This window comes from Cardiobacteriaceae bacterium TAE3-ERU3 (genome assembly GCA_019218315.1).
Taxonomy (GTDB): domain Bacteria; phylum Pseudomonadota; class Gammaproteobacteria; order Cardiobacteriales; family Cardiobacteriaceae; genus JAHUUI01.
The window spans coordinates 398986-420782 of sequence record JAHUUI010000001.1; the positions used below are offsets into that span (position 1 = coordinate 398986).

At 47.9% G+C, this 21797-nt stretch carries 22 protein-coding genes; 11 read left to right on the forward strand and 11 right to left on the reverse strand.

Features of this window, described 5'->3' with window-relative positions; all coding sequences use genetic code 11:
* Nucleotides 1–7 precede the first annotated feature (7 nt).
* Nucleotides 8–718 carry a class I SAM-dependent methyltransferase gene (locus KRX19_01820; protein MBV7433749.1) on the reverse strand — a complete coding sequence of 237 codons (711 nt, stop codon included), beginning with the start codon at nucleotides 716–718 and terminating at the stop codon, nucleotides 8–10.
* A complete protein-coding gene (gene purF, locus KRX19_01825) occupies nucleotides 718–2235 on the reverse strand; it encodes an amidophosphoribosyltransferase (protein ID MBV7433750.1) in 1518 nt (505 codons plus the stop codon). The genes KRX19_01820 and purF overlap by 1 nt, the downstream gene beginning before the upstream one ends.
* 406 nt (nucleotides 2236–2641) lie before the next feature.
* Between purF and KRX19_01830 the strand changes: the two genes are divergently transcribed.
* Nucleotides 2642–4240, forward strand: a complete 1599-nt coding sequence (locus KRX19_01830; protein MBV7433751.1) for an L-lactate permease — start codon at nucleotides 2642–2644, stop codon at nucleotides 4238–4240.
* Nucleotides 4241–4318: 78 nt separating this feature from the next.
* Here the strand turns inward: KRX19_01830 and cysS are convergent, their stop codons facing one another.
* Entirely contained in the window at nucleotides 4319–5704 is a 1386-nt protein-coding gene (gene cysS / locus KRX19_01835; GenBank protein ID MBV7433752.1) for a cysteine--tRNA ligase, read from the reverse strand.
* Between the two features lie 100 nt (nucleotides 5705–5804).
* Here cysS and KRX19_01840 point away from each other — a divergent pair, with 100 nt between their 5' ends.
* Nucleotides 5805–6404, forward strand: coding sequence for a peptidyl-prolyl cis-trans isomerase (locus KRX19_01840; GenBank protein ID MBV7433753.1), 600 nt, complete (start codon nucleotides 5805–5807; stop codon nucleotides 6402–6404).
* 16 nt (nucleotides 6405–6420) lie between these two features.
* Nucleotides 6421–6912, forward strand: coding sequence for a peptidyl-prolyl cis-trans isomerase (locus KRX19_01845; protein ID MBV7433754.1), 492 nt, complete (start codon nucleotides 6421–6423; stop codon nucleotides 6910–6912).
* Nucleotides 6913–7024: 112 nt separating this feature from the next.
* On the opposite strand, the gene ushA is transcribed toward KRX19_01845, so the two are convergent.
* Nucleotides 7025–8671, reverse strand: a complete 1647-nt coding sequence (gene ushA, locus KRX19_01850) for a bifunctional UDP-sugar hydrolase/5'-nucleotidase UshA (GenBank protein MBV7433755.1) — start codon at nucleotides 8669–8671, stop codon at nucleotides 7025–7027.
* Between the two features lie 306 nt (nucleotides 8672–8977).
* On the opposite strand from ushA, the gene KRX19_01855 reads away from it, so the two are divergent.
* From KRX19_01855 to nth, 4 genes are read left to right on the forward strand one after another with little or no spacing between them, the layout of a single operon-like run.
* Complete coding sequence (locus tag KRX19_01855; protein ID MBV7433756.1) at nucleotides 8978–9190, forward strand: hypothetical protein; 213 nt, start codon at nucleotides 8978–8980, stop codon at nucleotides 9188–9190.
* 9 nt (nucleotides 9191–9199) lie between these two features.
* Entirely contained in the window at nucleotides 9200–9691 is a 492-nt protein-coding gene (sodN, locus tag KRX19_01860; GenBank protein ID MBV7433757.1) for a superoxide dismutase, Ni, read from the forward strand.
* Between the two features lie 53 nt (nucleotides 9692–9744).
* Nucleotides 9745–10005: a S24/S26 family peptidase gene (locus tag KRX19_01865; GenBank protein MBV7433758.1), complete on the forward strand. Its 261-nt coding sequence runs from the start codon at nucleotides 9745–9747 to the stop codon at nucleotides 10003–10005.
* Nucleotides 10006–10041: 36 nt separating this feature from the next.
* On the forward strand, nucleotides 10042–10713 hold the full coding sequence (gene nth, locus KRX19_01870) for an endonuclease III (GenBank protein ID MBV7433759.1): 672 nt from the start codon (nucleotides 10042–10044) through the stop codon (nucleotides 10711–10713).
* Between the two features lie 44 nt (nucleotides 10714–10757).
* On the opposite strand, the gene mscL is transcribed toward nth, so the two are convergent.
* A complete protein-coding gene (gene mscL, locus KRX19_01875; GenBank protein MBV7433760.1) occupies nucleotides 10758–11150 on the reverse strand; it encodes a large conductance mechanosensitive channel protein MscL in 393 nt (130 codons plus the stop codon).
* A gap of 307 nt (nucleotides 11151–11457) precedes the next feature.
* Between mscL and KRX19_01880 the strand changes: the two genes are divergently transcribed.
* Nucleotides 11458–12762, forward strand: a complete 1305-nt coding sequence (locus KRX19_01880) for an ATP-grasp domain-containing protein (GenBank protein MBV7433761.1) — start codon at nucleotides 11458–11460, stop codon at nucleotides 12760–12762.
* Between the two features lie 99 nt (nucleotides 12763–12861).
* Here KRX19_01880 and KRX19_01885 read toward each other — a convergent pair whose 3' ends face one another.
* Nucleotides 12862–13623, reverse strand: coding sequence for an IclR family transcriptional regulator (locus KRX19_01885; GenBank protein MBV7433762.1), 762 nt, complete (start codon nucleotides 13621–13623; stop codon nucleotides 12862–12864).
* A 100-nt stretch (nucleotides 13624–13723) separates the two neighbouring features.
* On the opposite strand from KRX19_01885, the gene KRX19_01890 reads away from it, so the two are divergent.
* Together KRX19_01890 and gabT are read left to right on the forward strand one after the other, a co-directional pair.
* Nucleotides 13724–15169, forward strand: coding sequence for an NAD-dependent succinate-semialdehyde dehydrogenase (locus tag KRX19_01890; GenBank protein MBV7433763.1), 1446 nt, complete (start codon nucleotides 13724–13726; stop codon nucleotides 15167–15169).
* Between the two features lie 142 nt (nucleotides 15170–15311).
* Nucleotides 15312–16580, forward strand: a complete 1269-nt coding sequence (gabT, locus tag KRX19_01895) for a 4-aminobutyrate--2-oxoglutarate transaminase (GenBank protein ID MBV7433764.1) — start codon at nucleotides 15312–15314, stop codon at nucleotides 16578–16580.
* Between the two features lie 72 nt (nucleotides 16581–16652).
* On the opposite strand, the gene KRX19_01900 is transcribed toward gabT, so the two are convergent.
* Complete coding sequence (locus tag KRX19_01900) at nucleotides 16653–17897, reverse strand: aromatic amino acid transporter (protein ID MBV7433765.1); 1245 nt, start codon at nucleotides 17895–17897, stop codon at nucleotides 16653–16655.
* 118 nt (nucleotides 17898–18015) lie between these two features.
* Between KRX19_01900 and KRX19_01905 the strand changes: the two genes are divergently transcribed.
* The gene (locus KRX19_01905) at nucleotides 18016–18903 is read left to right on the forward strand and encodes a LysR family transcriptional regulator (protein MBV7433766.1); all 888 of its coding nucleotides are present in this window, start codon (nucleotides 18016–18018) and stop codon (nucleotides 18901–18903) included.
* A 139-nt stretch (nucleotides 18904–19042) separates the two neighbouring features.
* Here KRX19_01905 and KRX19_01910 read toward each other — a convergent pair whose 3' ends face one another.
* The 4 genes from KRX19_01910 to KRX19_01925 all read right to left on the reverse strand — a co-directional run bounded on the left by KRX19_01910 (nucleotide 19043) and on the right by KRX19_01925 (nucleotide 21771).
* Nucleotides 19043–19945, reverse strand: coding sequence for a hypothetical protein (locus KRX19_01910; GenBank protein MBV7433767.1), 903 nt, complete (start codon nucleotides 19943–19945; stop codon nucleotides 19043–19045).
* Between the two features lie 81 nt (nucleotides 19946–20026).
* A complete protein-coding gene (locus KRX19_01915; GenBank protein ID MBV7433768.1) occupies nucleotides 20027–20353 on the reverse strand; it encodes a DUF1820 family protein in 327 nt (108 codons plus the stop codon).
* A 3-nt stretch (nucleotides 20354–20356) separates the two neighbouring features.
* A complete protein-coding gene (locus KRX19_01920) occupies nucleotides 20357–21172 on the reverse strand; it encodes a 3'-5' exonuclease (protein MBV7433769.1) in 816 nt (271 codons plus the stop codon).
* The gene (locus KRX19_01925) at nucleotides 21157–21771 is read right to left on the reverse strand and encodes a YdbL family protein (GenBank protein ID MBV7433770.1); all 615 of its coding nucleotides are present in this window, start codon (nucleotides 21769–21771) and stop codon (nucleotides 21157–21159) included. Before KRX19_01925 ends, KRX19_01920 begins: the two co-directional genes overlap by 16 nt.
* Nucleotides 21772–21797 lie beyond the last annotated feature (26 nt).

Here is a 21797-nt window from a genome sequence, read left to right on the forward strand (position 1 = left end):
AGATTCCTCAATTGTTTCCTTGGGGCATATAAATATCGTAACGGGTATTCGGTGCATCAAGGCTATGGTGCGGCTTTTCATTGCCGACATACGGCGCGCCTTGTGGCCGCTTGACGACCACGCGATGCTTTGCGTGCTTCTGCGCATGGCCTAGCAATGCAGCACCGTCAGTTTCTTCGCCACCAAGCAAGCTATGCAAGGCTTGCATGTGCTTTTTGACCTTGGCTTTCTTACGCCGCTCGGGGAACATTGGGTCGAGATAAACCGCATCAAAATCTGCACTGAGAACAGCCTTACTGTCGCCACTGTGCAGCGTCAAACGCGCGGCCACATCAGCCAACTGTGGTGCTTGCCGGGCTTGTAGCAAGCCTTGCTCGAGCAAGAAGGCAAGGTAAGGATTGCGCTCGATCATAGTGACGTGAAAACCACGATAAGCGAGCAGCCACGCATCACGCCCCCAACCGGCTGTGACGTCTGCAATCGTGCCGCCATTCATGTTTTTAAACGCTTTGGGTAGATATTCCTTACCACCGCGATAGCGGTAATACGGATCAGCGAAGTCGATGGTCAGCGGGCTGTGGCGCTGTTCGCGGTCATGCAGAGCAAACAAGCCGTCTTCGCCACGCGTCAGGTAATGTGCTTGCGGCAGTTCGTCCACGCTGGCGGCGCTATTGGCTGTAATACCTTGCGGCACATCACCGACAAACCACAACACCATCAGTCGTTAGCGTTGTGTATGTCGCTGGATTTATCCAACGGGCTGATACGGGCGCGCTTTTTATCTTTACGCGATTCAAGTAGGCGAGCGAGATACGCTTCGTCGATATCGCCCGTGACGTAGCAGCCATTAAACACCGAGCAATCGAATTCTTCCGGCAAGCAATGCTTAGTTTCCATGCAGGCGTCGATCAGGTCGGGCAGGGTTTGATAAATCATGCGGTCTGCGCCAATCGCCACCGCGACATCTGCTTCTTCGCGCTGCCATGCAATCAGTTCTTCATGGGTCGGCATATCGATACCGTACACATTAGGGAAGCGTACTGGTGGTGCGGCTGAAGCAAAATAGACTTTTTTTGCGCCGGCATCACGTGCCATCTGAATAATCTGCTCACTGGTGGTACCACGCACGATCGAATCATCGACAAGCAATACGTTCTTGTTGCGGAATTCGAGGTTGAGGGCATTGAGCTTTTGGCGTACTGATTTTTTACGCTGAGCTTGCCCCGGCATGATAAACGTACGCCCAATATAGCGGTTCTTCATAAAGCCTTCGCGGAATTTAACCCCGAGCGTGTTGGCGAGCTCCATTGCTGAGCTGCGGCTGGTATCAGGAATAGGCATGACGACATCGATATCGTGGTCCGGCCATTCTTTCATGATGCGTTCAGCGAGCTTTTCACCCATGCGCAGGCGCGCTTTATAGACGTTAATGCCGTCGATGGTTGAGTCAGGGCGCGCAAAATAAACATACTCGAAAATGCATGGCGCACGCCGGGTTTTTTCGGCACATTGCTGGGTAAACAGCTCGCCATCTTTGGTGATGATTACTGCTTCACCGGGGTCAACATCGCGCAGCAAACTGTAGCCCTGCGTGTGCAATGCAACGCTTTCCGAAGCAATCATATATTCTTTCTTGCCATTTTCAGCAACACGCTCACCGAACACCAATGGGCGAATACCATTAGGGTCACGGAAGGCAATCAATCCATAATCACTAATCAGCGCTATCGCCGCATATGCACCGCGTACACGCTGATGGGTTTTGCTGATCGCTTGGAAGACAACTTCTGGCGTCGGGCGGAATGATTGCTGTACTTGTAACTCGTGCGCCAGGACGTTGAGCAGTGCTTCAGAATCCGAGCTGGTGTTGATGTGGCGAAAATCACTTTCGTAGATTTCCTTAATCAGCTCTTCAGTATTGGTCAGGTTGCCGTTGTGCGCCAAAGCAATACCGTAGGGGGAATTAACATAAAGTGGCTGTGCTTCAGCTGAGCTGGACGTACCTGCAGTCGGATAACGCACATGGCCGATACCGTAATGCCCGATAAGGCGCTGCATGTGCTTTTCGCGGAAGACGTCACGCACCAGCCCATTGCTTTTACGCAGATAGAAATGCCCTTGATCACAAGTCACAATCCCAGCCGCGTCCTGTCCGCGGTGCTGCAGAACGGTCAGCCCATCATAGAGCGCCTGATTGACGTATCCCTGACCTACTATGCCAACAATGCCACACATACCTGCTCCCGTACGCGAAAAAACGCAATTATAGCAACTGCTCTTTACTTGCGCACACCAACAATAAAACACATTTCAAAGCCTACCCAATTCATTGGCCTTAGCCCTTTGTGAACGGATCTTAATTAAATGATAAAGCGCCGTAAATACATCAATTAAGCACTACAAGAGCCGTCGTACGCTTAAAACTTCAGGTAGTGCGCTAACAAAAACCACGATCAGAAATCATCATGTTTACTTTTAGTTATATGGTGTTAAATTTTGTGAAAAACATCCTTGTTATTATCTAAATTTTTTATAAAATATGTGTAAATCATTTTGAGCTCGTGGCGAACCCTTGCTCACTCAGCGTGATTAAGACACGGAATTTTTATCAATAACGCTTAACAAAAGGAATACATGCACCATGTTCTCACCTACTTTTGATCCGTTAGATAACCTATGGCTATCCGCGGCCGTTGCCGCAGTGCCCATTGTTCTGTTTTTGCTTGGCCTGACGGTTATGAAAATGAAGGGCATCAACGCAGCATTAATGACGCTGGTAGTCACGCTTGCGCTCTCATTTGTACCGTTTCATATTCCTGCTGATGCAGCAATAGCAGCCGTCGTCCAAGGTGTCGTCCAAGGCATGTGGCCAATTGGCTATATCATCATTATGGCTGTGTGGCTGTATAAATTAACCGTCAACTCCGGTAAATTTGAAGTCATTAAAGCGAGCCTCGCCATGGTGTCTGCCGACCAGCGCGTACAGTTGCTGCTGATAGCTTTCTGCTTCGGCGCTTTCCTCGAGGGTGCAGCCGGTTTTGGTGTACCTATCGCGATTTGTAGCGTGATGCTCGCCGCACTCGGCTTCCATCCCCTCAAAGCTGCAATGCTGTGCCTGATCGCCAATGCAGCATCCGGTGCATTTGGTGCCATTGGTATTCCAGTCGCGATTATCGACACTTTCCATCTTGAAGGCGTCACCGCGATGGACGTCTCACGGACCACCAACACCACATTGCCATTCATTACTGCGAGCTTGCCATTCCTGATGGTGTGGATTCTCGATGGCTTCAAAGGCATCAAGGAGATTTTTCCCGCGCTACTGGTTACTTCCGGCGTCTTTACCATCAGCCAGATGGCTGTGGTACAGTTCATGGGTCCTGAGCTGGCGGACATCTTGCCTCCGCTGTTGTCTCTGATTGCATTGGCTGCACTGTCTACCCAGTGGCAACCGGCCAATATCTTCCGCGTTGCCCCACAAAGCGAAGAAGAAAAGCAGCATGAGGCATATACATTTAAAGAAATCTTAAGTGCATGGGCGCCGTTCTACATGCTCAGTGCATTCGTGATTATTTGGAGCTTGCCAGCGTTTAAAGCAATGTTCGCGCCCGGTGCGCCACTATCATTCACCAACCTCGGCTGGACACTGGCACAGCATGACGAAAGCCGTATTGCGATCAATTTAGGCCTGCTTAACTCGACCGGCACCGCGATTTTGCTCGCCGTCATTGCCACTATCCTAATTTCTGGCAAAAATCTTGGCATCTCACAAGCATTGAGCGACCTTAAAAAGACCGTCAAAGAATTGTGGATTTCCATCGCCACTATTTCCTGCATTCTCGCTATTGCCAAGCTTGAAACCTACACAGGCATGACTAATGCACTTGGTGAAGCAGTATCTGTCACTGGTAGTGTATTCCCGCTTCTCTCACCAGTACTCGGCTGGATTGGCGTATTTATGACTGGTTCAGTAGTCAATAACAACACGCTATTCGCGCCGATCCAATCCATCGTCGCGCACAATTTGGCGATTGATCCATCGCTGCTGGTTCAAGCCAATACCACCGGCGGCACCATGGCCAAGCTGGTTTCTCCACAATCTATTGCCATTGCAACCGCAGCTGTTGGGCAGTCCGGTCAGGAATCCAGCTTGCTCAAGATGACACTGAAATATAGTGTCGGCCTGCTGGTATTCGTGTGTATTTGGACATTCATTCTCGCCACATTCGTGTATCAATAAACCAGCTGAAACCGGTTGTAAAAAAGCCTGCAAGGTATACGCCTTGCAGGCTTTTTCATGGGCTGTACTTGAGGCTGATTATTGATATTGCCAAGTTGTACCATCAACGCCGTCTTTAATCACCACACCAGCCGCATTAAGCTGGTCGCGGATCGCATCAGCGCGGGCAAAGTCCTTATTCTTCTTCGCTTCAGCACGTTCATCAATCAGGGCTTCGATTTGTGCAGCATCCATACCGCCTTCACGCTGCTCACCTTTAAGCATTTCGGCCGGATCACGCTGTAACAATCCCAAACGACCACCAAGCTGATATAAAGTCGCGGCTAGCATCTTTGCTTCCTCGCCATCAGCCTTGTTCAAAGCGCGTGCGAGATCGAATAAAACCGATAAAGCCTTGGGCGTATTGAAGTCATCATTCATTGCTGCGACAAATTCAGCTTGATGAGGCGCTGAAATCTTATCCACAAAGTTATCCACAGGGTGATTGAGTAGCGCTGTATACAGGCGAGTCAATGCACGCTTGGCCTCATTCAGCCCTGCATCGCTGTAATTGAGTGGCCCGCGGTAATGACTACCTAGCATGAAGTAGCGAATAACCTCCCCATCAAATTGCTCAAGTACGTCACGTACGGTAAAGAAGTTACCCAACGACTTGGACATTTTCTCATTATCAATCTGCACAAATCCGTTATGAATCCAATAGTTAACGGTTTCATGGCCGCAGTCGGCTTCGCTTTGTGCAATTTCGCATTCATGATGCGGAAATTTGAGATCCATGCCGCCACCGTGAATATCAAAACGCTCGCCCAAAGCATCAGAACTCATCACCGAACATTCGATATGCCAGCCTGGGCGTCCATTGCCCCAAGGTGATGGCCAACTTGGTTCATCAGGCTTAGCACTTTTCCACAGGACGAAGTCCAGCGGATCGCGCTTGTCGCTATTCACTTCGATGCGTTCGCCGGCGCGTAAATCATCGAGATTGCGATTGGACAGTTTGCCGTAGCCGTCGAAACTGCGCACGCTGTAATAGACGTCTCCATTGTCAGCTGCATAGGCATGGCCTTTTGCGATCAAGCGCTCAATCAGCGCGACCATGCCGTCAACGTATTGCGTCGCACGCGGCTCAGCGTCAGGGGATTGGCAGCCCAGTGCAGCTTCATCTTCGTGCATCGCAACGATAAAGCGCTCAGTGAGTTCGCCGATGGTTTCATTGTTTTCCAATGCGCGCTTGATGATCTTGTCGTCAATATCGGTAATATTGCGGATAAAAGTCAGTTCGTAGCCCTCACTACGCAAATGACGCGCAATGGTATCGAAAACGACCATCACCCGTGCATGACCAATATGGCAGTAGTCATATACGGTCATTCCGCAAACATACATCCCGATTTTGCCGTCTTGTAGCGGGGTGAAGGTTTCTTTTGTTCGGGTCAGACTGTTATAAAACTGCAATGCGCTCATGGTGGCTCTCTGTAATCAAGATAGATTCTGCTAGTATAGCAAGCGTCAAAGCAGCCGGCACGGCTGTATCTATCACGTTAAAGGATTAGGATATAACCATATGCGCAAAATATTGCTCACTGCCTTACTCTTCGCAGGTCAAGCAGCCATTGCTTCGCCATGGGTCACCCTGCACACCAATCAAGGCGACATCGTACTCGAGCTCGACGAGGACAACGCACCGGCAACGGTTAATAACTTCGTCACTTACGTCAAAGACGGCTTTTACGATGGCACCGTCTTTCACCGTGTGATCCCCAATTTCATGATCCAGGGCGGTGGATTTGACGCTGCATTAGAGAAAAAGCCAACTCGCGCACCAATTGCCAATGAAGCGCATAATGGCCTCGCTAATGACCGTGGTACGATTGCCATGGCGCGCACCAGCAATCCTCACTCAGCCACCGCGCAATTCTTTATCAACGTCAAGGACAACAGCTTCCTTAATAAAGGCGCGAGTGATCCGTATGGCTATGCGGTATTTGGCAAAGTCATCAAAGGGATGGACGTCGCCGATGCGATCAGCACAACGCCAACCGGTGCAAAAGGCCCATTCCGGCAAGACGTGCCACAGCAAACCGTCACCATTGAGTCAGCGGAGCTGAGCGAGACTGACCCACTCAATCCAGAACAAGATACATCCGAACAACCCACAACTTAAACTTAAAGGAAAAACCATGATCCGTTTCCACACCAATAAAGGCATCATCGACATCGAGCTGGATTTCGACAATGCACCTGTCACAGCCAAAAACTTCCAGCAGTACGCTGAAGACGGCTTTTACAACGGCACCATTTTCCACCGCGTTATTCCGGGCTTCGTCCTGCAAGGTGGCGGCATGGAACCAGGCATGAAAGAAAAGCAAACTCGCGCGCCAATTGAAAATGAAGCTGACAACGGGCTTAAAAATGATCGCGGTACATTGTCCATGGCACGCACTCAGGACCCACATTCAGCCAGCTCACAGTTCTTCATCAACCTCGTGGATAATGCTTTCTTGAACCACAGTGGCAAGAATATCCAAGGCTGGGGCTACGCCGTTTTTGGTAAAGTCGTTGACGGTATGGACGTTGTCGACAGCATCGCCAAAGTCAAAACTGGCCGTTTTGGTATGCACAGCGACGTCCCAACTGAAGACATCGTTATCGAGCGTACTGAGATCATCTAATTTCTCATCAGTGAAGAGCTGTAACGGCTCTTCCTCTTTAGAGATAGTAAAAAGGCGGCCGTGATGGTGATCATCACGGCCGCCTTTTTCATTATAGTGAGTAAACTGGCTTTTATTGATAAACGATCTCACCCTTCGGTGCATACTGATTCACGTCCAGTGGCGAGTGGCTTTCGATGTAGTCTTTCAGTACTTCAGCATCAACAAACCCGCTATTGACGTAGCCCGCATGCTGGCTGAGGTCAGGATAGCCATCACCGCCGACAGCATTAAAGCTCGGCACGCTGAAGCGATAAGTTTCGCCGTCCTGTAATGGCTTGCCGCCAATGCGTACGTTGCTTACACCATTTTTACCAACGGTCATCGCGATATTGGCAAACTGGGCATACGCTCCGGTATCAGTAGGCATCAAGGCAACCTCATTGAGGTAATCGCGTACTTCATCACCACGCATATCCACATAACCAACTGTGTTACCGAACGGCTGTACCTTGAGGACGTCTTTATAAGTCACGTCACCGGCTTCAATTGAGTCACGTACGCCGCCAGAATTCATTACCCCAAAATCGGCTTTGACGCGCTCCATTTGCGCTTTAGCAATCAAGTGAGCAAGGTTAGTCTGCTTAAAGCGTACCTGATCACGATCACCTTCGAGCTTGCCGTTGGTCTTGCCAATGACGGTGTTCAGTTCCGCCTGTCCCTTTTCCTGATACGGAGTGAGGAAAGCAAGCATTTCTTCATCAGCAGGAATTTCTTCTTCAATAAAGACGCGCTGCTTTTCACCATTTACCTCAACTTTCTTCTTGAGATTGACCGGAATCAGGCGATATTCAACCAGCGTCAGCTCACCGTCTTTAAAGGTGTAGTCCGCACGCCCAACGTATTTGCCCCATTCATGCGCTTGCACAATCCACGTCCCATTTTGCTGGTCTGGCTTGCAGTCAGCACCTGGCTTGAAGTTTGCATCGTAGCGGTGATTGTCACCCGGCTCCATACAGACCGGCTCTTGAGAGTGCCCACCAACAATCATATCGAGTTTGCCCGGCGGCAATGCGCGTGCCAACGTCACGTCACCCGGTGCATTCACACCATGCTGCCCATCTTGATAATGCCCCATGTGGGTGACGGCGAAAATCAAATCTGGCTTGACCTTGTCATCGAGCTCAACCAGCACTTTTTTCATTTCTTCGACAGGATTGCGAAACTCAACGCCGCTGATGTATTCAGGGTTACCAATTTTCTGCGTATCTTCAGTGGTCAAGCCAACCACCGCAATCTTGATGCCGTGCTTGTTGAACACATGATACGGCTCAAACATGCGCTTACCGGTCTCGCGGTCATAAATGTTGGCTGAAAGTACAGGGAAACCGGCCCAATCAATTTGCTTGGCCAGCACCGATAAAGCATTATCAAATTCATGGTTCCCAATCGCCATCGCATCGTAACCAATGCGATTCATGCCTTTGAAATCAGGCTCAGCATCTTGTAAATCAGACTCTGGTACGCCGGTATTGATGTCACCACCAGAGAACAGCAAAACTTCCCCGCCTTGCGCGGCAACTTCCTTACGGATACGGTCAATCAGTGTCTTACGCGCAGCCATCCCATATTCACCATGCTCATTGTGCCAAAAGCGGCCGTGGTGATCGTTTGTATGTAACACCGTCAGTTTATACGTCTCATCAGCTTGCCACTGCGGCGATGTCGCACAGCCTGTGCCGAGCAAAAAAGCCAATAATGCGCCACTTTGTAAAACCATAGTCTTCTTTATCGTCATACCAACCTCTGTAACTATCAATATAGTGCTGTCTCACAGCGCAGCCAGCATACGCAAAAAACATCACAAAACCCAGTCAGAAGAAGTAATTTTGCATAAAAAGTTTTGTATGAAATTACCTGCGCCTTTTCATAGTTGATGTACGAGTAATGAACGGTCTGAGATATATAGTATGAGTACACCCAAAATATACCAACCTATAACATAGATAGTATCTATATTTTTATTAAGCAACGAATAATGTTATTCTTGATAACTGGAATTATTTTCAAAATTAGAGGAGCCATCATGAAATTAAAAGCATTAGCCACCGTGGCGACAACAACCATCACCAGCATTGCCTTTGCCCACCCTGGCCACGACCACAGTGACATCTCAGCTGTGCCAATTCATCTGGCCTATTATGGCAGCATCGCTGGTATCGTTGCCTTGGCAGCCTACGGCGTTTATTACATGCGCAAGAAAAGTGCCCAAAAAACCACTCGCAAAGACAGCGAATAAGGAGACCCCATGTTATTCAACCTACTAAATAAGATCGACCAGCGCATCGGCATCACAGAAGCCAGCGCACACTGCGATGTACCTTGCGGCATTTATGACCCAATGCCGGCACAAATTGCCGCCCTTTCTGTACTGCGCTTCCTGCATCAGGCCACCGAGCTCAAAGGCGACAGCCTTGATGACCGCGCCAAGCTGGTTCGTGTCGTACAGATGAAGGAAGAACATGCCGAGAAGGTCAAGCACGAAATCCGCATCATTTGGGGTGACTATATCAAAGGCGACATCCTTGAAAACAACCCTGAATTTACCGACCTTACCCACAATATCATGCTCGCAGGCTCTGCTTGCAAGCAGAATATGGCCGTAGAAAATGGTGAAAAGCTGGTTGATTTGGTCAACAAATTCGCCGAAAAATTCTGGGCAACCAAGAAAGTCGGCACTTATCGCGCCATTTGCCCTTACGAGCCAAAAGTAGAAACTGTTTATCCAAAGCTTGACTGAACTTCGAGATGAATATGTGGCGTTTACGCTGCTATAAAATCAGGGGGCATAGTATGTCCCCTGATTTTTTGCCCGGAGACTTCGTTATTGCATATCGACATCCGTGGCAACACTTGAACATTGGCGACGATGTCGTCATTAACCATGCCATATACGGCATCACCATCAAGCGCATCTGCGCCATTCAAGAACAAGGCTACAGCCTCACCGGCCTGCACCCCGATAGCGTCACGCCGCGCGAAATCGGCATCCAACCCAAAGAAGCCATTCTTGGCAAAGTGCTTTATCACGTCCGCCAGCCACGACAAAGCTGATAAAATGCCAGCGACAATTTCATTATTCATATAGCCATGACCAAAGCCGAAAAAGTCCAGTTCATCATCGATAAGCTGGAAGAAATCTACCCGGATATGCCTATTCCGCTTGATCACAAAGATCCATATACTTTGTTAATTGCTGTGCTGCTCTCGGCGCAAAGTACTGATGTCCGCGTTAATCAGATTACCCCACTGCTGTTCGCCAAAGCCGATAATCCGTATGACATGATCAAGCTTTCTGTCGAAGAAATTCGCGAAATCATCAAGCCCGTAGGCCTATCACCGATGAAAGCCAAAGGCATTCACGGGCTTTCACATATTTTGATAGACGAACATGATGGTGAAGTCCCAGCTGATTTTGCCGCACTCGAAGCACTACCCGCGGTTGGGCATAAAACTGCCAGCGTGGTCATGAGCCAAGCATTTGGTATTCCGGCTTTCCCAGTCGATACCCATATTCACCGCTTGCTGTATCGCTGGGGATTGTCATCAGGTAAAAGCGTGGTGCAGACCGAACGCGATGCAAAGCGCCTGTTCCCGAAAGACAAATGGAACAAGCTACACCTGCAGCTGATCTGGTACGGCCGTGAATACTGCCCGGCACGTGGCTGGAAGATCGAAAAGGACGTCATCTCGCAACAAGTCGCACGCAAAAGTGTACTTAAAGAGCTGGAAAGCAGCAAAACCAAAAGTCGCAAAGTATAAAAAAAGCCCACCATTTGGTGGGCTTTTTTCAGTTCGCGTACGCTTTAGAGTGTGCGATTCTGATTTTTCAATTGATCGCGAATTTCACGCAGCAACAAAATTTCTTCTGATGGCTGTGCTGGTGCCTTATCTTCTTCTTTCTTCATGCGCTCACTGAGCTTGTTCATCGGGATCACGACAAACAGATAAATCGCAATAGAAACGAGGAGGAACTTGACCAATGCAGTGATGATCTGTCCAACTGGGAACAGTACACCGTTCAGCGTAAAGCCAATATCGTCGAAGTTTGGCTCACCGACAGATGCCGCAATCAGTGGATTGATGAAGCTATCAACCAGTCCAGTAACAACAGCGCCAAAAGCAGCACCCATGACCACACCAACCGCGAGGTCAATCGCGTTGCCACGTGCAATGAATTTTTTAAACCCTTGAAGCATAGTATTTCTTGTCCATTATTAAAAAAAAGAAATATAGCAGTATTCCATGATACTGGCAATAAGTATTACCTAATGATCTGTATCGCATATTTTTTATAGATTATTTTCCTAAAATGCTGTTATTACCCCCCAATAATGCACAGATAGATTGACTACAATATTCTGAGTATAAAATTCTTATATAATATCTATTTTTATAAATTTTATGATATGATCGAACAGAGATAGAACATTACTGATGCTTCATTCTCGATGTGTTTCAACAACACATAACCACCTTTGTTTGATAATTATTAAGGATCGCTAGATGTCACAAAAAACCCATATTGGTTTCCTTGGTCCGCAGCCCTATATGAAGGCTGCTATTGATACCATGAATGAACACTTGGTCGTACATGAACTGAATCCAAAAACTTGGTCTGATGAAGAAATGGACGCCATGGCACAAACCTGCTGCGATGAAGGTATCAGTGCTGTTGCCGGCTTCGCACAGAAAGATGCATTCCACCATATTCTGATCAATGAACGTTTGGGCAATACTGTGCCATCACGCCTTGCCTTCCTTTATTGCATGAACAAATACCTAATGCGGACGCTGGAAGCCAACCCATTCTGGTTTGACTACGTTGATCCGATGAACGAAAGCGATGAAGAAATTATTGCCAAAATTACCGAATGGCCTTTCATGCTGAAAAACACTTCGTTGTCCCTTGGTCGTGGTATTTTCAAAATCAAAAATGAAGACGACCTGCGTTCAGTACTGAAGAGCTATCGTGAGGACAAAGAACTTCAAGACCTGATTGCCTATCAAAATGCGGAATACATGAAAGGCATTCCTGAAGACAAACTACCTCCAGTGATCCCGCCTTTCATTGCCGAGCATATGGTCGATATGAATACGGCAGTTGAATACTGCTATGAAGGCTACATTACCGCTGATGGCGAAATCGTACATTATGCGCTCACTGAAGAAGTCTATTTCTCGAACCACCAAGCGCTGGGGTATGTCACTCCACCAATCAGCATTGATGCAGATACTGCGGCCAAGATTGAAGCATGGGTTGATGACTATATGGGCCGCTTTGCTGAGCTGGGCTACGTCGGGCAGTTCTTCAATCTTGAATTCTGGATCATGCCGGATGGCACTATTGCCTTGACTGAGATTAATCCTCGTGCAGCACATAGCTATCACTACAACTACCTATATTCCTTCGGCAATTCACTGTATGAAGACAACCTCAAGCTCGCAGCAACCGGCAAGCGACTTGAAGAAAAAACGCCGTGGCAAAAATGGCGTGATGGTGATGATTTCATCTATACCCTGATTATTCTGCTCACTGCGAACAAGACTGGTAAAGTCAGTGATATTCTCGACTATGACTACGTCCGTCAGCTTGAGGAAGATGAAGGCGTCCTGATTCGCCACACTCGCCAAGCCGATGATGTGCTGACTGAAAACGACATGACAGCCGCAGGCGTGATGTTGCAGCAAATGTGGGTAACCGGCAAAACCAAGCGCGATGTCATTGCCCGCGAGCATGAAGTCCGTGAAAAAATCTTCCGCGATGCCAACGTAGAAGGCCGCGATTACCCGCCGTACTGGTCACTCTAAAGAACAACGGGCCAATAGAAATATTGCCCTGCACATGACCAACCCCACCTTTGCCCGGCAAAGGTGGGGTTTTTAACTGCCCATTTTCATAGCTTATTGTTAATTGCCCATTAACGAACTATTGAGTTGCGCCGCAATATGCTGCAATGCCTCACCACAGCGCTGCAACTCGTCCTTGCTTGCTTCATGCTCCAGCATACTCACCGCAATGCCATAGTTACTTCCAGCACCTGCTGTAGACACTGCAACGCCAACACAAAACATACCGGCACGAACTTGCCCATTATCAAGTGAGTAGCCAGCTGTGCGTACCATATCGAGTTCTTTGTGCAGCGCGGCTTGATCAGCAACAGCGTGTATTGTCAGCGGTGCAGGCCATGGATGCTGCTGTAAAAATACTTCGAGAGTGGCACTATCGAAAGTGGCAAGCATTGCCTTACCGGTTGCCGTATAGATGGCTGGTAAGCTCATACCTAGGCGAAATGTAAACCCCAATGGCGCAAAGCTCTCCCGGCAAGCAAGATAGACGACTTCATCACCTTTGAGCATGGTCAGCGTTAACGTGTATTGTTCCAGCGCCTGCACGTTTTCCATGACTTCATTGAAGCAAACGACAATATCGCGTTGTAGCGGCACAGCTTGCGCCCATGCAAGTAATTTATGACCCAAACGATAGCGATTTGCCGAGTTCCGCGTCAGCCAGCCAAGCTCGGTAAGCGTCTGCAGCAATGCATGCAAGCTGCTTTTTGCCATGCCCAATGCAGCACCAATTTCACCTGCATTTGGAGGCTCCACACAGCCCGCAACATAGTCAATCACACGTTCAGCACGTTGAATTGCAGGTACTTTTATGGCATTCATGCAATTTTATATCCTTATATTTTCTTGACCATACTATCAGTCTAGCTTACTATTAGTTCTTTATAAAGAACTAAGTTCATTATTTGGAACTGGAGTGCATATGGTTGACCTTAAAGACAAGAAACTGTTTCGCGAAGCTTGCTACATCAACGGCAAATGGGTAGAGAGTAAAGAAACCATCGATGTGTTCAATCCCTTTGATGGCAAGCGTATTGGCCATATCCCAGCAATGAGCAAGCAAGATATTACACAAGCCATCGACGCTGCCGAAAAAGCACAAAAAGACTGGGCAGCGAAAACGGCTGCTGAGCGTAGCAAAGTGCTGCGTCGCTGGTTTGAGTTAGTCATGGAACATCAGGACGACCTCGCCAAGTTAATGACCATAGAGCAAGGCAAACCACTCAAGGAAGCTCAAGGCGAAATCGCCTATGCTGCAAGCTTTATGGAATGGTTTGCCGAAGAAGCCAAGCGTATTTACGGCGATACTATCCCCAACAAAGCGCCGAATACTCGCATCACGGTAATCAAACAACCCGTCGGCGTATGCGCTGCAATTACTCCATGGAACTTCCCTTCCGCGATGATTACCCGTAAAGCTGCCCCAGCACTCGCAGCAGGCTGTGCCATGATCGTCAAACCTGCAACCCAGACTCCGTTCAGCGCTTTGGCACTTGCCGAGCTTGCAGAACGCGCTGGCGTTCCAGCTGGTATTTTCAGCGTCATCACTGGTGAATCTGCACCACTGGGCGAAGCGCTGTGTGAGAGTCAAAAAGTACGCAAGCTGTCCTTCACTGGCTCGACTAAAGTCGGCAGCATTTTAATGAAGCAATGCGCGGATACGGTCAAGCGACTGTCGATGGAACTCGGCGGCAACGCCCCGTTTATCGTCTTTGACGATGCAGATCTTGACCTCGCAGTTGACGGCCTGATTGCGAGCAAATACCGCAACGCAGGGCAAACCTGTATTTGCGCCAACCGTATTTATGTTCAAGATAGCGTGTACGACGAGTTTGTTAGTAAATTTAAAGACGCTGTCGCTAAACTCAACGTTGGTAACGGCCTGGATGACGGCACAGACATCGGTCCACTGATTGACGACAATGCAGTAGAGAAAGTCTCCAGCCTGATCAAAGACGCACTTGATAAAGGCGCAAACTGCATCGCGGGCGGCAAGGCTGATGAACAAAGCAAACTCACCTTGCAAGCAACTATCTTGACGGACATCAAAGACAATATGGATATTGCCCATGAAGAAATCTTTGGTCCGGTTACCGCGATCCAGCGCTTTAGCAGCGAAGAAGAAGTCATCAAGCGCGCCAACGATACTCCATTCGGCCTTGCTTCATATTTTTATAGCGAAGGCGCGCGCCGCTCAATTCGCGTCATGGAAGGATTGGAATACGGCATGGTTGGGCACAATACCGGCTTAATTTCCAATGAAGTCGCACCGTTTGGTGGCGTCAAGCAATCCGGCTTTGGTCGCGAAGGATCAAAATACGGCATTGATGAATACATCAGCATTAAATACTGCTGTAGTGCGGTGTAATTCCCCCACATTATCCATGTATCCATTCAGTAAAAGATGCCCAAGGCAAAGCCAACAGATTATGGATGAAGAACTCGAACATTTGAAAGCCGAGCAGCGCCAAGACGCCACTCAGCCAGACTAACTCAAACTGGAGACAAACATGACAACCAATCAGGCACTACAGCAGCGCAAAGAAGCCGCCGTTCCACGCGGCCTTGGCATTGCTTTTCCGTTTTACGCCGAAAAAGCTAAAAATGCCGAGTTGTGGGATGTAGAAGGCAATCGCTACATTGATTTCATCGGTGGTATTTCCGTACTCAATACGGGTCATTCCCACCCAAAGATCACAGCCGCCGTGCATGCGCAAATCGACAAGTTTTCTCATACTGCGGCGCAAATTGCCTGCTATGAAATTTATGTCGAGCTTGCGGAGCGACTCAATGCCGCAGCCCCCGGTAGTACGCCGAAAAAAACCGTGTTTTTCAACTCCGGTGCTGAAGCCGTCGAAAACGCAGTGAAAATTGCCCGCGCATATACCGGTCGCCATGGTGTAATAGCCTTTGATGGCGGCTACCACGGTCGTACCGTGTTCACGCTCGCACTGACTGGCAAAATGACCCCGTACAAGCAAAAATTTGGGCCAATGCCGGGCGGTATTTTCCGCATTCCTTACCCTGCTGAAGTGCTGGGCGTCAGTGAAGAAGAGTCGCTCAAAGCGCTGAAAATGCGCTTCAAGACAGATATTGATCCGTCACAAGTGGCCGCAATTATTTTTGAACCAGTGCAAGGTGAAGGTGGCTTCCATGCCATGAGCCCTGAGTTTGCACAAAAACTGCGCAAAATCTGCGACGAACACGGCATTATGTTGATTTGTGACGAAGTACAATCCGGCTTCGGGCGTACCGGCACGCTGTACGCCACTGAGCAACTTGGTATCGAGCCAGACCTGCTCACCACAGCAAAAAGCCTTGCTGGTGGCTATCCACTTTCCGGTGTAATCGGCAAAGCCGAAGTCATGGATGCACCAGATCCGGGCGGCTTGGGCGGTACGTACACTGGTAGCCCGATTGCGGTTGCGGCTGCATTGGCGGTCATGGACGTATTTGAAGAAGAAAACCTGCTCGAGCGCAGCAAGCAAATCGGTGAACGGATTGCTGCATTCCTGCAAGAACAGAAAGAAAGCGGCATCAGTATTATTGGTGATATTCGCTATAAAGGTGCGATGCTCGCATTCGACATCATCAATGCTGACGGAGAAGCCGATGCAGACAAGACCAAAGCACTGATCGCACATGCTAAAGACAATGGCTTGATGCTTGCCAGCTGCGGTATGTACGGAAACACCATCCGTATCATGGTGCCCCTGACGGTCGAAAATGAAATCCTTGAAGAAGGGCTGGAAATCATCGCCAAGGCTTTGAATGCTTAAGTCTTGACGGCTTAAATACCCTTTATACCTAAAAAAAGCACCGATCTAGCCGGTGCTTTCTTTGCAAAGTAATCAAGGTGCATACGTTGGGACAACACCAAACTGTACGAGGAAATGTGCTGCAATATTGAGTAATCCGAAGAGCATAATAATGGCGACAGTGACATTGCCGCCCGGCACTCGAAAACCACCATTTCCAAAGCGCTTACGCGCAACATAAACCATCATGGCTGGAATAATTGCCACCCAAATTGTCGCCGCTAATCCGGCATAGCCAATGGCGCTGACAAATCCATATGGCTTCCATAAGCAGAATAAAAATGGTGGCAAAAATGTCACTGCAGCTGTCTTCGCCTTATCTTTTGCACCGTTATGCCAACCAAACACATCCGCAATAAAGTCAAATAGCCCCAGTGTGACGCCGAGGAAAGAAGTTGCAATAGCCAAATAACTGAATAACGACAGAAACGCCAAAGCATCTGCTGCACGCTCATCACTGGCAACGGTATGGATTAATAAAGAAAGCTGGCCATCAGCAGCGATCACTGGTGCAAATGCCGCACGTGAAACGTTACCTTGCACCGCAATCTGCCACAAAATATAGATCACCAATGCAATCAAGCTACCGGCAAGCACTGATATGGCAACCGGCTTGGCACGCCCGGCAAAGTATTTACGCAAGCTTGGGACATTGCCATGAAAGCCAAAAGAAGCCAATGCCACTGGCAATGCAGGCCAAACATACACCCAGCTACCGCCCAGATCACCAGTAGCAAACAAATTAGCACTTGAGGTCGTACCAAGCATACCGCCACACGCCATAAAGAACGTCAAAACCATACCGCCAATCAATACAGCATTAAAGCGCGTCACCCATTGCGTCGAAAACCAAACCAATCCGGCAAGAACGAGAAAGAATAACGTCTGCCCGGCCCAAAATGGCACACTATCTGTACCAAGTAGTGAGTTAAGGTTACTGCGCGTTAAATCACCGCCGCCAGCAATATAGGCGTAGGTCAAAATATAGAGCACAAAAGCTAAGGCAAAGCCATTGAGTGCATGCCAAAACGGCCCCAGCAGATCGCGCACCATCGTGGCAAAGCTTGCCTCTTGCGCATAGTGCATATTCGTCTCAAGAATCAGCAAGCCAGAGGTCATCATGCACAGCCAAGTCAGGCTTAACACAATAACTGATGGCAAAAACCATATCCCAGCCATTGCTGTAGGGATAGCAAGCATACCGGCGCCCATAATCGTACCGGTAATAATCAAAGTACCACCACCAACACGTAGTACAGATGCATTCGGAACTGCCATATAAACTCCAAACTATTAATAAAAAGATATTGTAACGTTTATATTCCTGATTGGCATGCTAATCCTCATACAATTGAGGCATAATGCCAAACACCTTAAAATTACAGCAGTAAACGTCATGCTCGAACGACACCACCTTGCCATTATCCGTGCTGTAGTCGAACACGGCACTTTAACCAAAGCCGCAGAATCGCTATTCCTTACTCAGTCAGCACTCAGCCATACAATCAAGAAAATTGAAGAGCAGTTGGGTATTGCCTTATGGCACAAAGAAGGCCGACGCTTGCGCTTAACTCAAGCTGGCTGGCGTTTACACGATGTTGCCTGTCGTTTATTGCCACAATTTGAATTTGCTGAAGATGAATTACGCGGGTTTGCAGAAGGACGCAGAGGCAGTTTACGCATCGGTATGGAGTGCCATCCTTGCTATCGCTGGCTGCTCACAGTAGTCAATCCATTTTTGCACGACTGGCCCGAGGTTGATGTTGATGTGAAGCAACAATTCCAATTCCAGGGTATTGCCGCATTGATTAACCATGAAGTCGATATTCTGATCACCCCCGATCCTGTCCAGAAAGAAGGCTTAATATTTAGCCCTGTATTCGCTTTTGAGCAAAAACTGGTCGTCAGCAAAGATCACCCACTCGCGGCGAAAAAAATGATTGAGCCTGACGACCTAACTGACGAAACGCTTTTTTCCTATCCTGTACCGACAGAGCGGCTGGATATCTTTAATCAGTTTCTGAGGCCTGCAAATGCTTCTGTCGCCAAACACAAAACCATTGAAACCAGCGAAATCATGCTGGAACTGGTTGCTGCTGGACGGGGTGTTGCCGCATTACCGGGTTGGCTCGTTGAGCAACAGGCCGCACATATAGAAGTAACCTGCTTACAGTTGGGTAAAAATGGCATTCATAAACACATCCACGTCGGCATCCGTGAGCAAGATAGCGAGATAGATTATCTATGTGGCTTCATTGAGCTTGCAGGGAAAAGCCAACGGTAAAGCGTGCTTGTGGGCAAAAATAAATTGGGGATTACTTCGATACCATAGCTGCACTACTGATAATATCTACTCGATAGAAATTCATTAATAAAAAGCCCGCAGGATAGCGGGCTTTTTGGTAGTACTAATCTGATATTTATCAGTTAGTAGTCGTAGAGCTAGGCTCAGGAGTAGTTGCAGTTACTGGTTTATCAGCACTTTTATCAACTGCACCTACCTGATCAACTGGGACAACAGGCTTCGCTGAGTTTTGTGTTCCACGCAATTTTTGGTCAGCTGCTTTGGTTACTTCGTCTAACTTATCACCTGCTGCTGCCGCAGCTGCTGCAACTTCATCCTTGGCATCTTTTGCAACTTCTTCAGCTTTATTCAAAGCAGCTTGTACTTTATCGCCTGCTGTTTCTTTGGTTTCAACAGCGCTATCAGCAGCCTCTTGCGCCTTTACTTCGGCCTCTTTCTTAGCCTCAGCTGCCGCTTCTTTAGCTTTATCTGTAGCAGCCTCAGCATCACGCTTTGCTTCTACTGCGGCTTCAGTACTTTCGGTCTTAACTTCAGCTGCTATCTCATTTGCATTGGCTTTTGCTTCCGCAGCTGCCTGAGATGCTTTTTCTGCTGCTTCGTTAGCTTCGGCTTTTACTTCGCTGGCTGCTTTTTTAGTCTCATGAGCAGCATGATCAGTAGCGTTATCGATCTTTTCTCCAGCAGCATTCAAGCCTTCTTTGATGTCTTGACCAAGTTCAGCTGTGCTTTCTTTCAGGTCTTCTGCTGCATGAGATGCTTTCTCTGCGACAACGTCAGCAGCTTCACTGATTTTCTGACCAGCTTTATCAGCGGCTTCTTTAGCATCTTGAGCCAATTCAGAAGCTTTGTCTTTAGTAGCCTGAGCAGCTTCTTTAGTTTCTGCTGCTGCTTTGTTAGTTGCAGCTTTAACGTCTTCACCCGCAGATTCTGCTGCCGCTTTACTCTTCTGCTCAGTTTCCTCTGAACATGCAGTTAACAAGCCAGCTGCGACCAATACTGCATACATTAATCCTTTCTTCATCGTGTATCTCCTTAATGGAACATGAGTTATGAAAACGAATTAATACTAGCACAGATATTGTGCAATCCAATGATGCTTAAGTTAATTTTTTGTTGGGAATGGTTTTATTTTGGCTACTTCTGAAGGCTGATTGTCAATACGAGATTCCCCAGCTCTGCTAACTTGGTCAATTCTCTGAATCTGGTGATAAGGAATAAAAGCCGTTTCTACATTGGAAAACTCATTGCGTAATTTTTCACTACGTGGATCAATTAATAATTGACTTTCCTCATTAAACACGAAATCTTCAAGGCAGATGAAGCCAGCCATATCAGCTGGGTAGACATGGCGAACATAAAGATCGTAATGACTATCCTTAGCTTGAAACTGTACCCGATAAATGACATTTTTATGACGTTCGTTGCTCATGACCTATCCATTGCTCAACGCAGCCCATGCCTGTAGGAAATATTGCAAATGCTCAGCTTCGCTGCGAGAAAGCAATTCTTGCACTTCTCCAATTGCACGCTGACATTCATGTTCAGAAATCTGGCCGCGCAGTAACTCAAAGCGCAAATAGACCAAATAGGTATTTAGTACATCTGTTTCGCAATAATGGCGAATATCACTAATATTACCCTCATCCCACATCGTTTGAACGGCGGAGCCATCTATATCCAGCTTCCCAGGAAATCCACATAATTTGGCAATATCACTCAAGCTTGCGCTTGCTCGTGCCTGAAAGCCAGATAGAACGTCCATCATGTCAATATGTCGCCAGTGGAAGCGGGAGAGATAATTGTTATAGCGGAAATCACGATCATCATCGCCAATTTCAAAATAACGCTGTGCATTAATACCGTGGAATAAGGCCCTGTATTGCAATACAGGAAGATCGAAGCCATTACCGTTCCAACTAACCAATGTTGGGCTGAATTTATCAATCCCTTGGAAAAAGCGGCTGATTAGCTCATATTCGCTGCTCTCTTCATCCCCTAACGACCAAAGCCGCACGCCATTGGCTGTTTTCATGACCAAAGAAATAGCCACTACTTTTTGCAAGTGATGGCGCATAAAGGTATTACCAGTATCAGCCAAGCGCTCACTACACATCAGTTGATAAGTATCTTGATCATCTAGCTCGGGCAAGCCACCCTTTAAGAGACGATAAGCATCGATATCCGCGACAGTTTCAATATCAAAAACGAGAATATTATTAAGCAATGGAGCACCTATTTCTGAGTCCAGCGACCACCAGATTGGTACCACCAGCCATTTTGTGCTTGAGAGATCCAGCGGCTAGCAAAAGTGTTTTGGATTTGCTTGAACCAGCCGGGCTGATTATTTGCATCCGCAATAGCCTGATACAGCGCTTTACGGTCTGCATTTTCAGCATCAACTAACTGGCTGATTTGTGCGCGTAGTGCCATCGGAGCAGCAGAGGCATCGCGTATAGCGAGATAACCATTATCTGTCAGTCCAACAGCACCGCTTTCAAATAGGGGCTTTAATTTGGCAAAGCGCCCAGCCATTCGGTCTTTAATTTGCTCGACTTGTGGCGAGCTAGCACTAAAATTAACATTTTGAGCGTGAGCGGTATTACTCAGACCATCTAACAATGCCAAGACCAAAATACGTGGGCTAAATACTGTATAGGATAGCGTTGGCTCACCCTTTACTGGTGAAGACACCGCATTATTACTTTGCTGCTCATGCCAGACATCTTGAATAATGCTGTCAGCCGCTTTTTCAGCCGCTGCAGCAGGAAAGTAAATATTCACTGTCACGCATGACATCAATACCAACAGCGTCATAAGCCATGTGCTGCGCATAAAGACTCTTTGCATACTCTTCTCCTTAAAAGCCAAATGGC

Bases quoted from the DNA above. Each gene is read 5' to 3' on its own strand.
- KRX19_01820 (MBV7433749.1), bottom strand. From the start codon at position 718: ATGGTGTTGTGGTTTGTCGGTGATGTGCCGCAAGGTATTACAGCCAAT.
- purF (MBV7433750.1), bottom strand. From the start codon at position 2,235: ATGTGTGGCATTGTTGGCATAGTAGGTCAGGGATACGTCAATCAGGCG.
- KRX19_01830 (MBV7433751.1), top strand. From the start codon at position 2,642: ATGTTCTCACCTACTTTTGATCCGTTAGATAACCTATGGCTATCCGCG.
- cysS (MBV7433752.1), bottom strand. From the start codon at position 5,704: ATGAGCGCATTGCAGTTTTATAACAGTCTGACCCGAACAAAAGAAACC.
- KRX19_01840 (MBV7433753.1), top strand. From the start codon at position 5,805: ATGCGCAAAATATTGCTCACTGCCTTACTCTTCGCAGGTCAAGCAGCC.
- KRX19_01845 (MBV7433754.1), top strand. From the start codon at position 6,421: ATGATCCGTTTCCACACCAATAAAGGCATCATCGACATCGAGCTGGAT.
- ushA (MBV7433755.1), bottom strand. From the start codon at position 8,671: ATGGTTTTACAAAGTGGCGCATTATTGGCTTTTTTGCTCGGCACAGGC.
- KRX19_01855 (MBV7433756.1), top strand. From the start codon at position 8,978: ATGAAATTAAAAGCATTAGCCACCGTGGCGACAACAACCATCACCAGC.
- sodN (MBV7433757.1), top strand. From the start codon at position 9,200: ATGTTATTCAACCTACTAAATAAGATCGACCAGCGCATCGGCATCACA.
- KRX19_01865 (MBV7433758.1), top strand. From the start codon at position 9,745: ATGTCCCCTGATTTTTTGCCCGGAGACTTCGTTATTGCATATCGACAT.
- nth (MBV7433759.1), top strand. From the start codon at position 10,042: ATGACCAAAGCCGAAAAAGTCCAGTTCATCATCGATAAGCTGGAAGAA.
- mscL (MBV7433760.1), bottom strand. From the start codon at position 11,150: ATGCTTCAAGGGTTTAAAAAATTCATTGCACGTGGCAACGCGATTGAC.
- KRX19_01880 (MBV7433761.1), top strand. From the start codon at position 11,458: ATGTCACAAAAAACCCATATTGGTTTCCTTGGTCCGCAGCCCTATATG.
- KRX19_01885 (MBV7433762.1), bottom strand. From the start codon at position 13,623: ATGAATGCCATAAAAGTACCTGCAATTCAACGTGCTGAACGTGTGATT.
- KRX19_01890 (MBV7433763.1), top strand. From the start codon at position 13,724: ATGGTTGACCTTAAAGACAAGAAACTGTTTCGCGAAGCTTGCTACATC.
- gabT (MBV7433764.1), top strand. From the start codon at position 15,312: ATGACAACCAATCAGGCACTACAGCAGCGCAAAGAAGCCGCCGTTCCA.
- KRX19_01900 (MBV7433765.1), bottom strand. From the start codon at position 17,897: ATGGCAGTTCCGAATGCATCTGTACTACGTGTTGGTGGTGGTACTTTG.
- KRX19_01905 (MBV7433766.1), top strand. From the start codon at position 18,016: ATGCTCGAACGACACCACCTTGCCATTATCCGTGCTGTAGTCGAACAC.
- KRX19_01910 (MBV7433767.1), bottom strand. From the start codon at position 19,945: ATGAAGAAAGGATTAATGTATGCAGTATTGGTCGCAGCTGGCTTGTTA.
- KRX19_01915 (MBV7433768.1), bottom strand. From the start codon at position 20,353: ATGAGCAACGAACGTCATAAAAATGTCATTTATCGGGTACAGTTTCAA.
- KRX19_01925 (MBV7433770.1), bottom strand. From the start codon at position 21,771: ATGCAAAGAGTCTTTATGCGCAGCACATGGCTTATGACGCTGTTGGTA.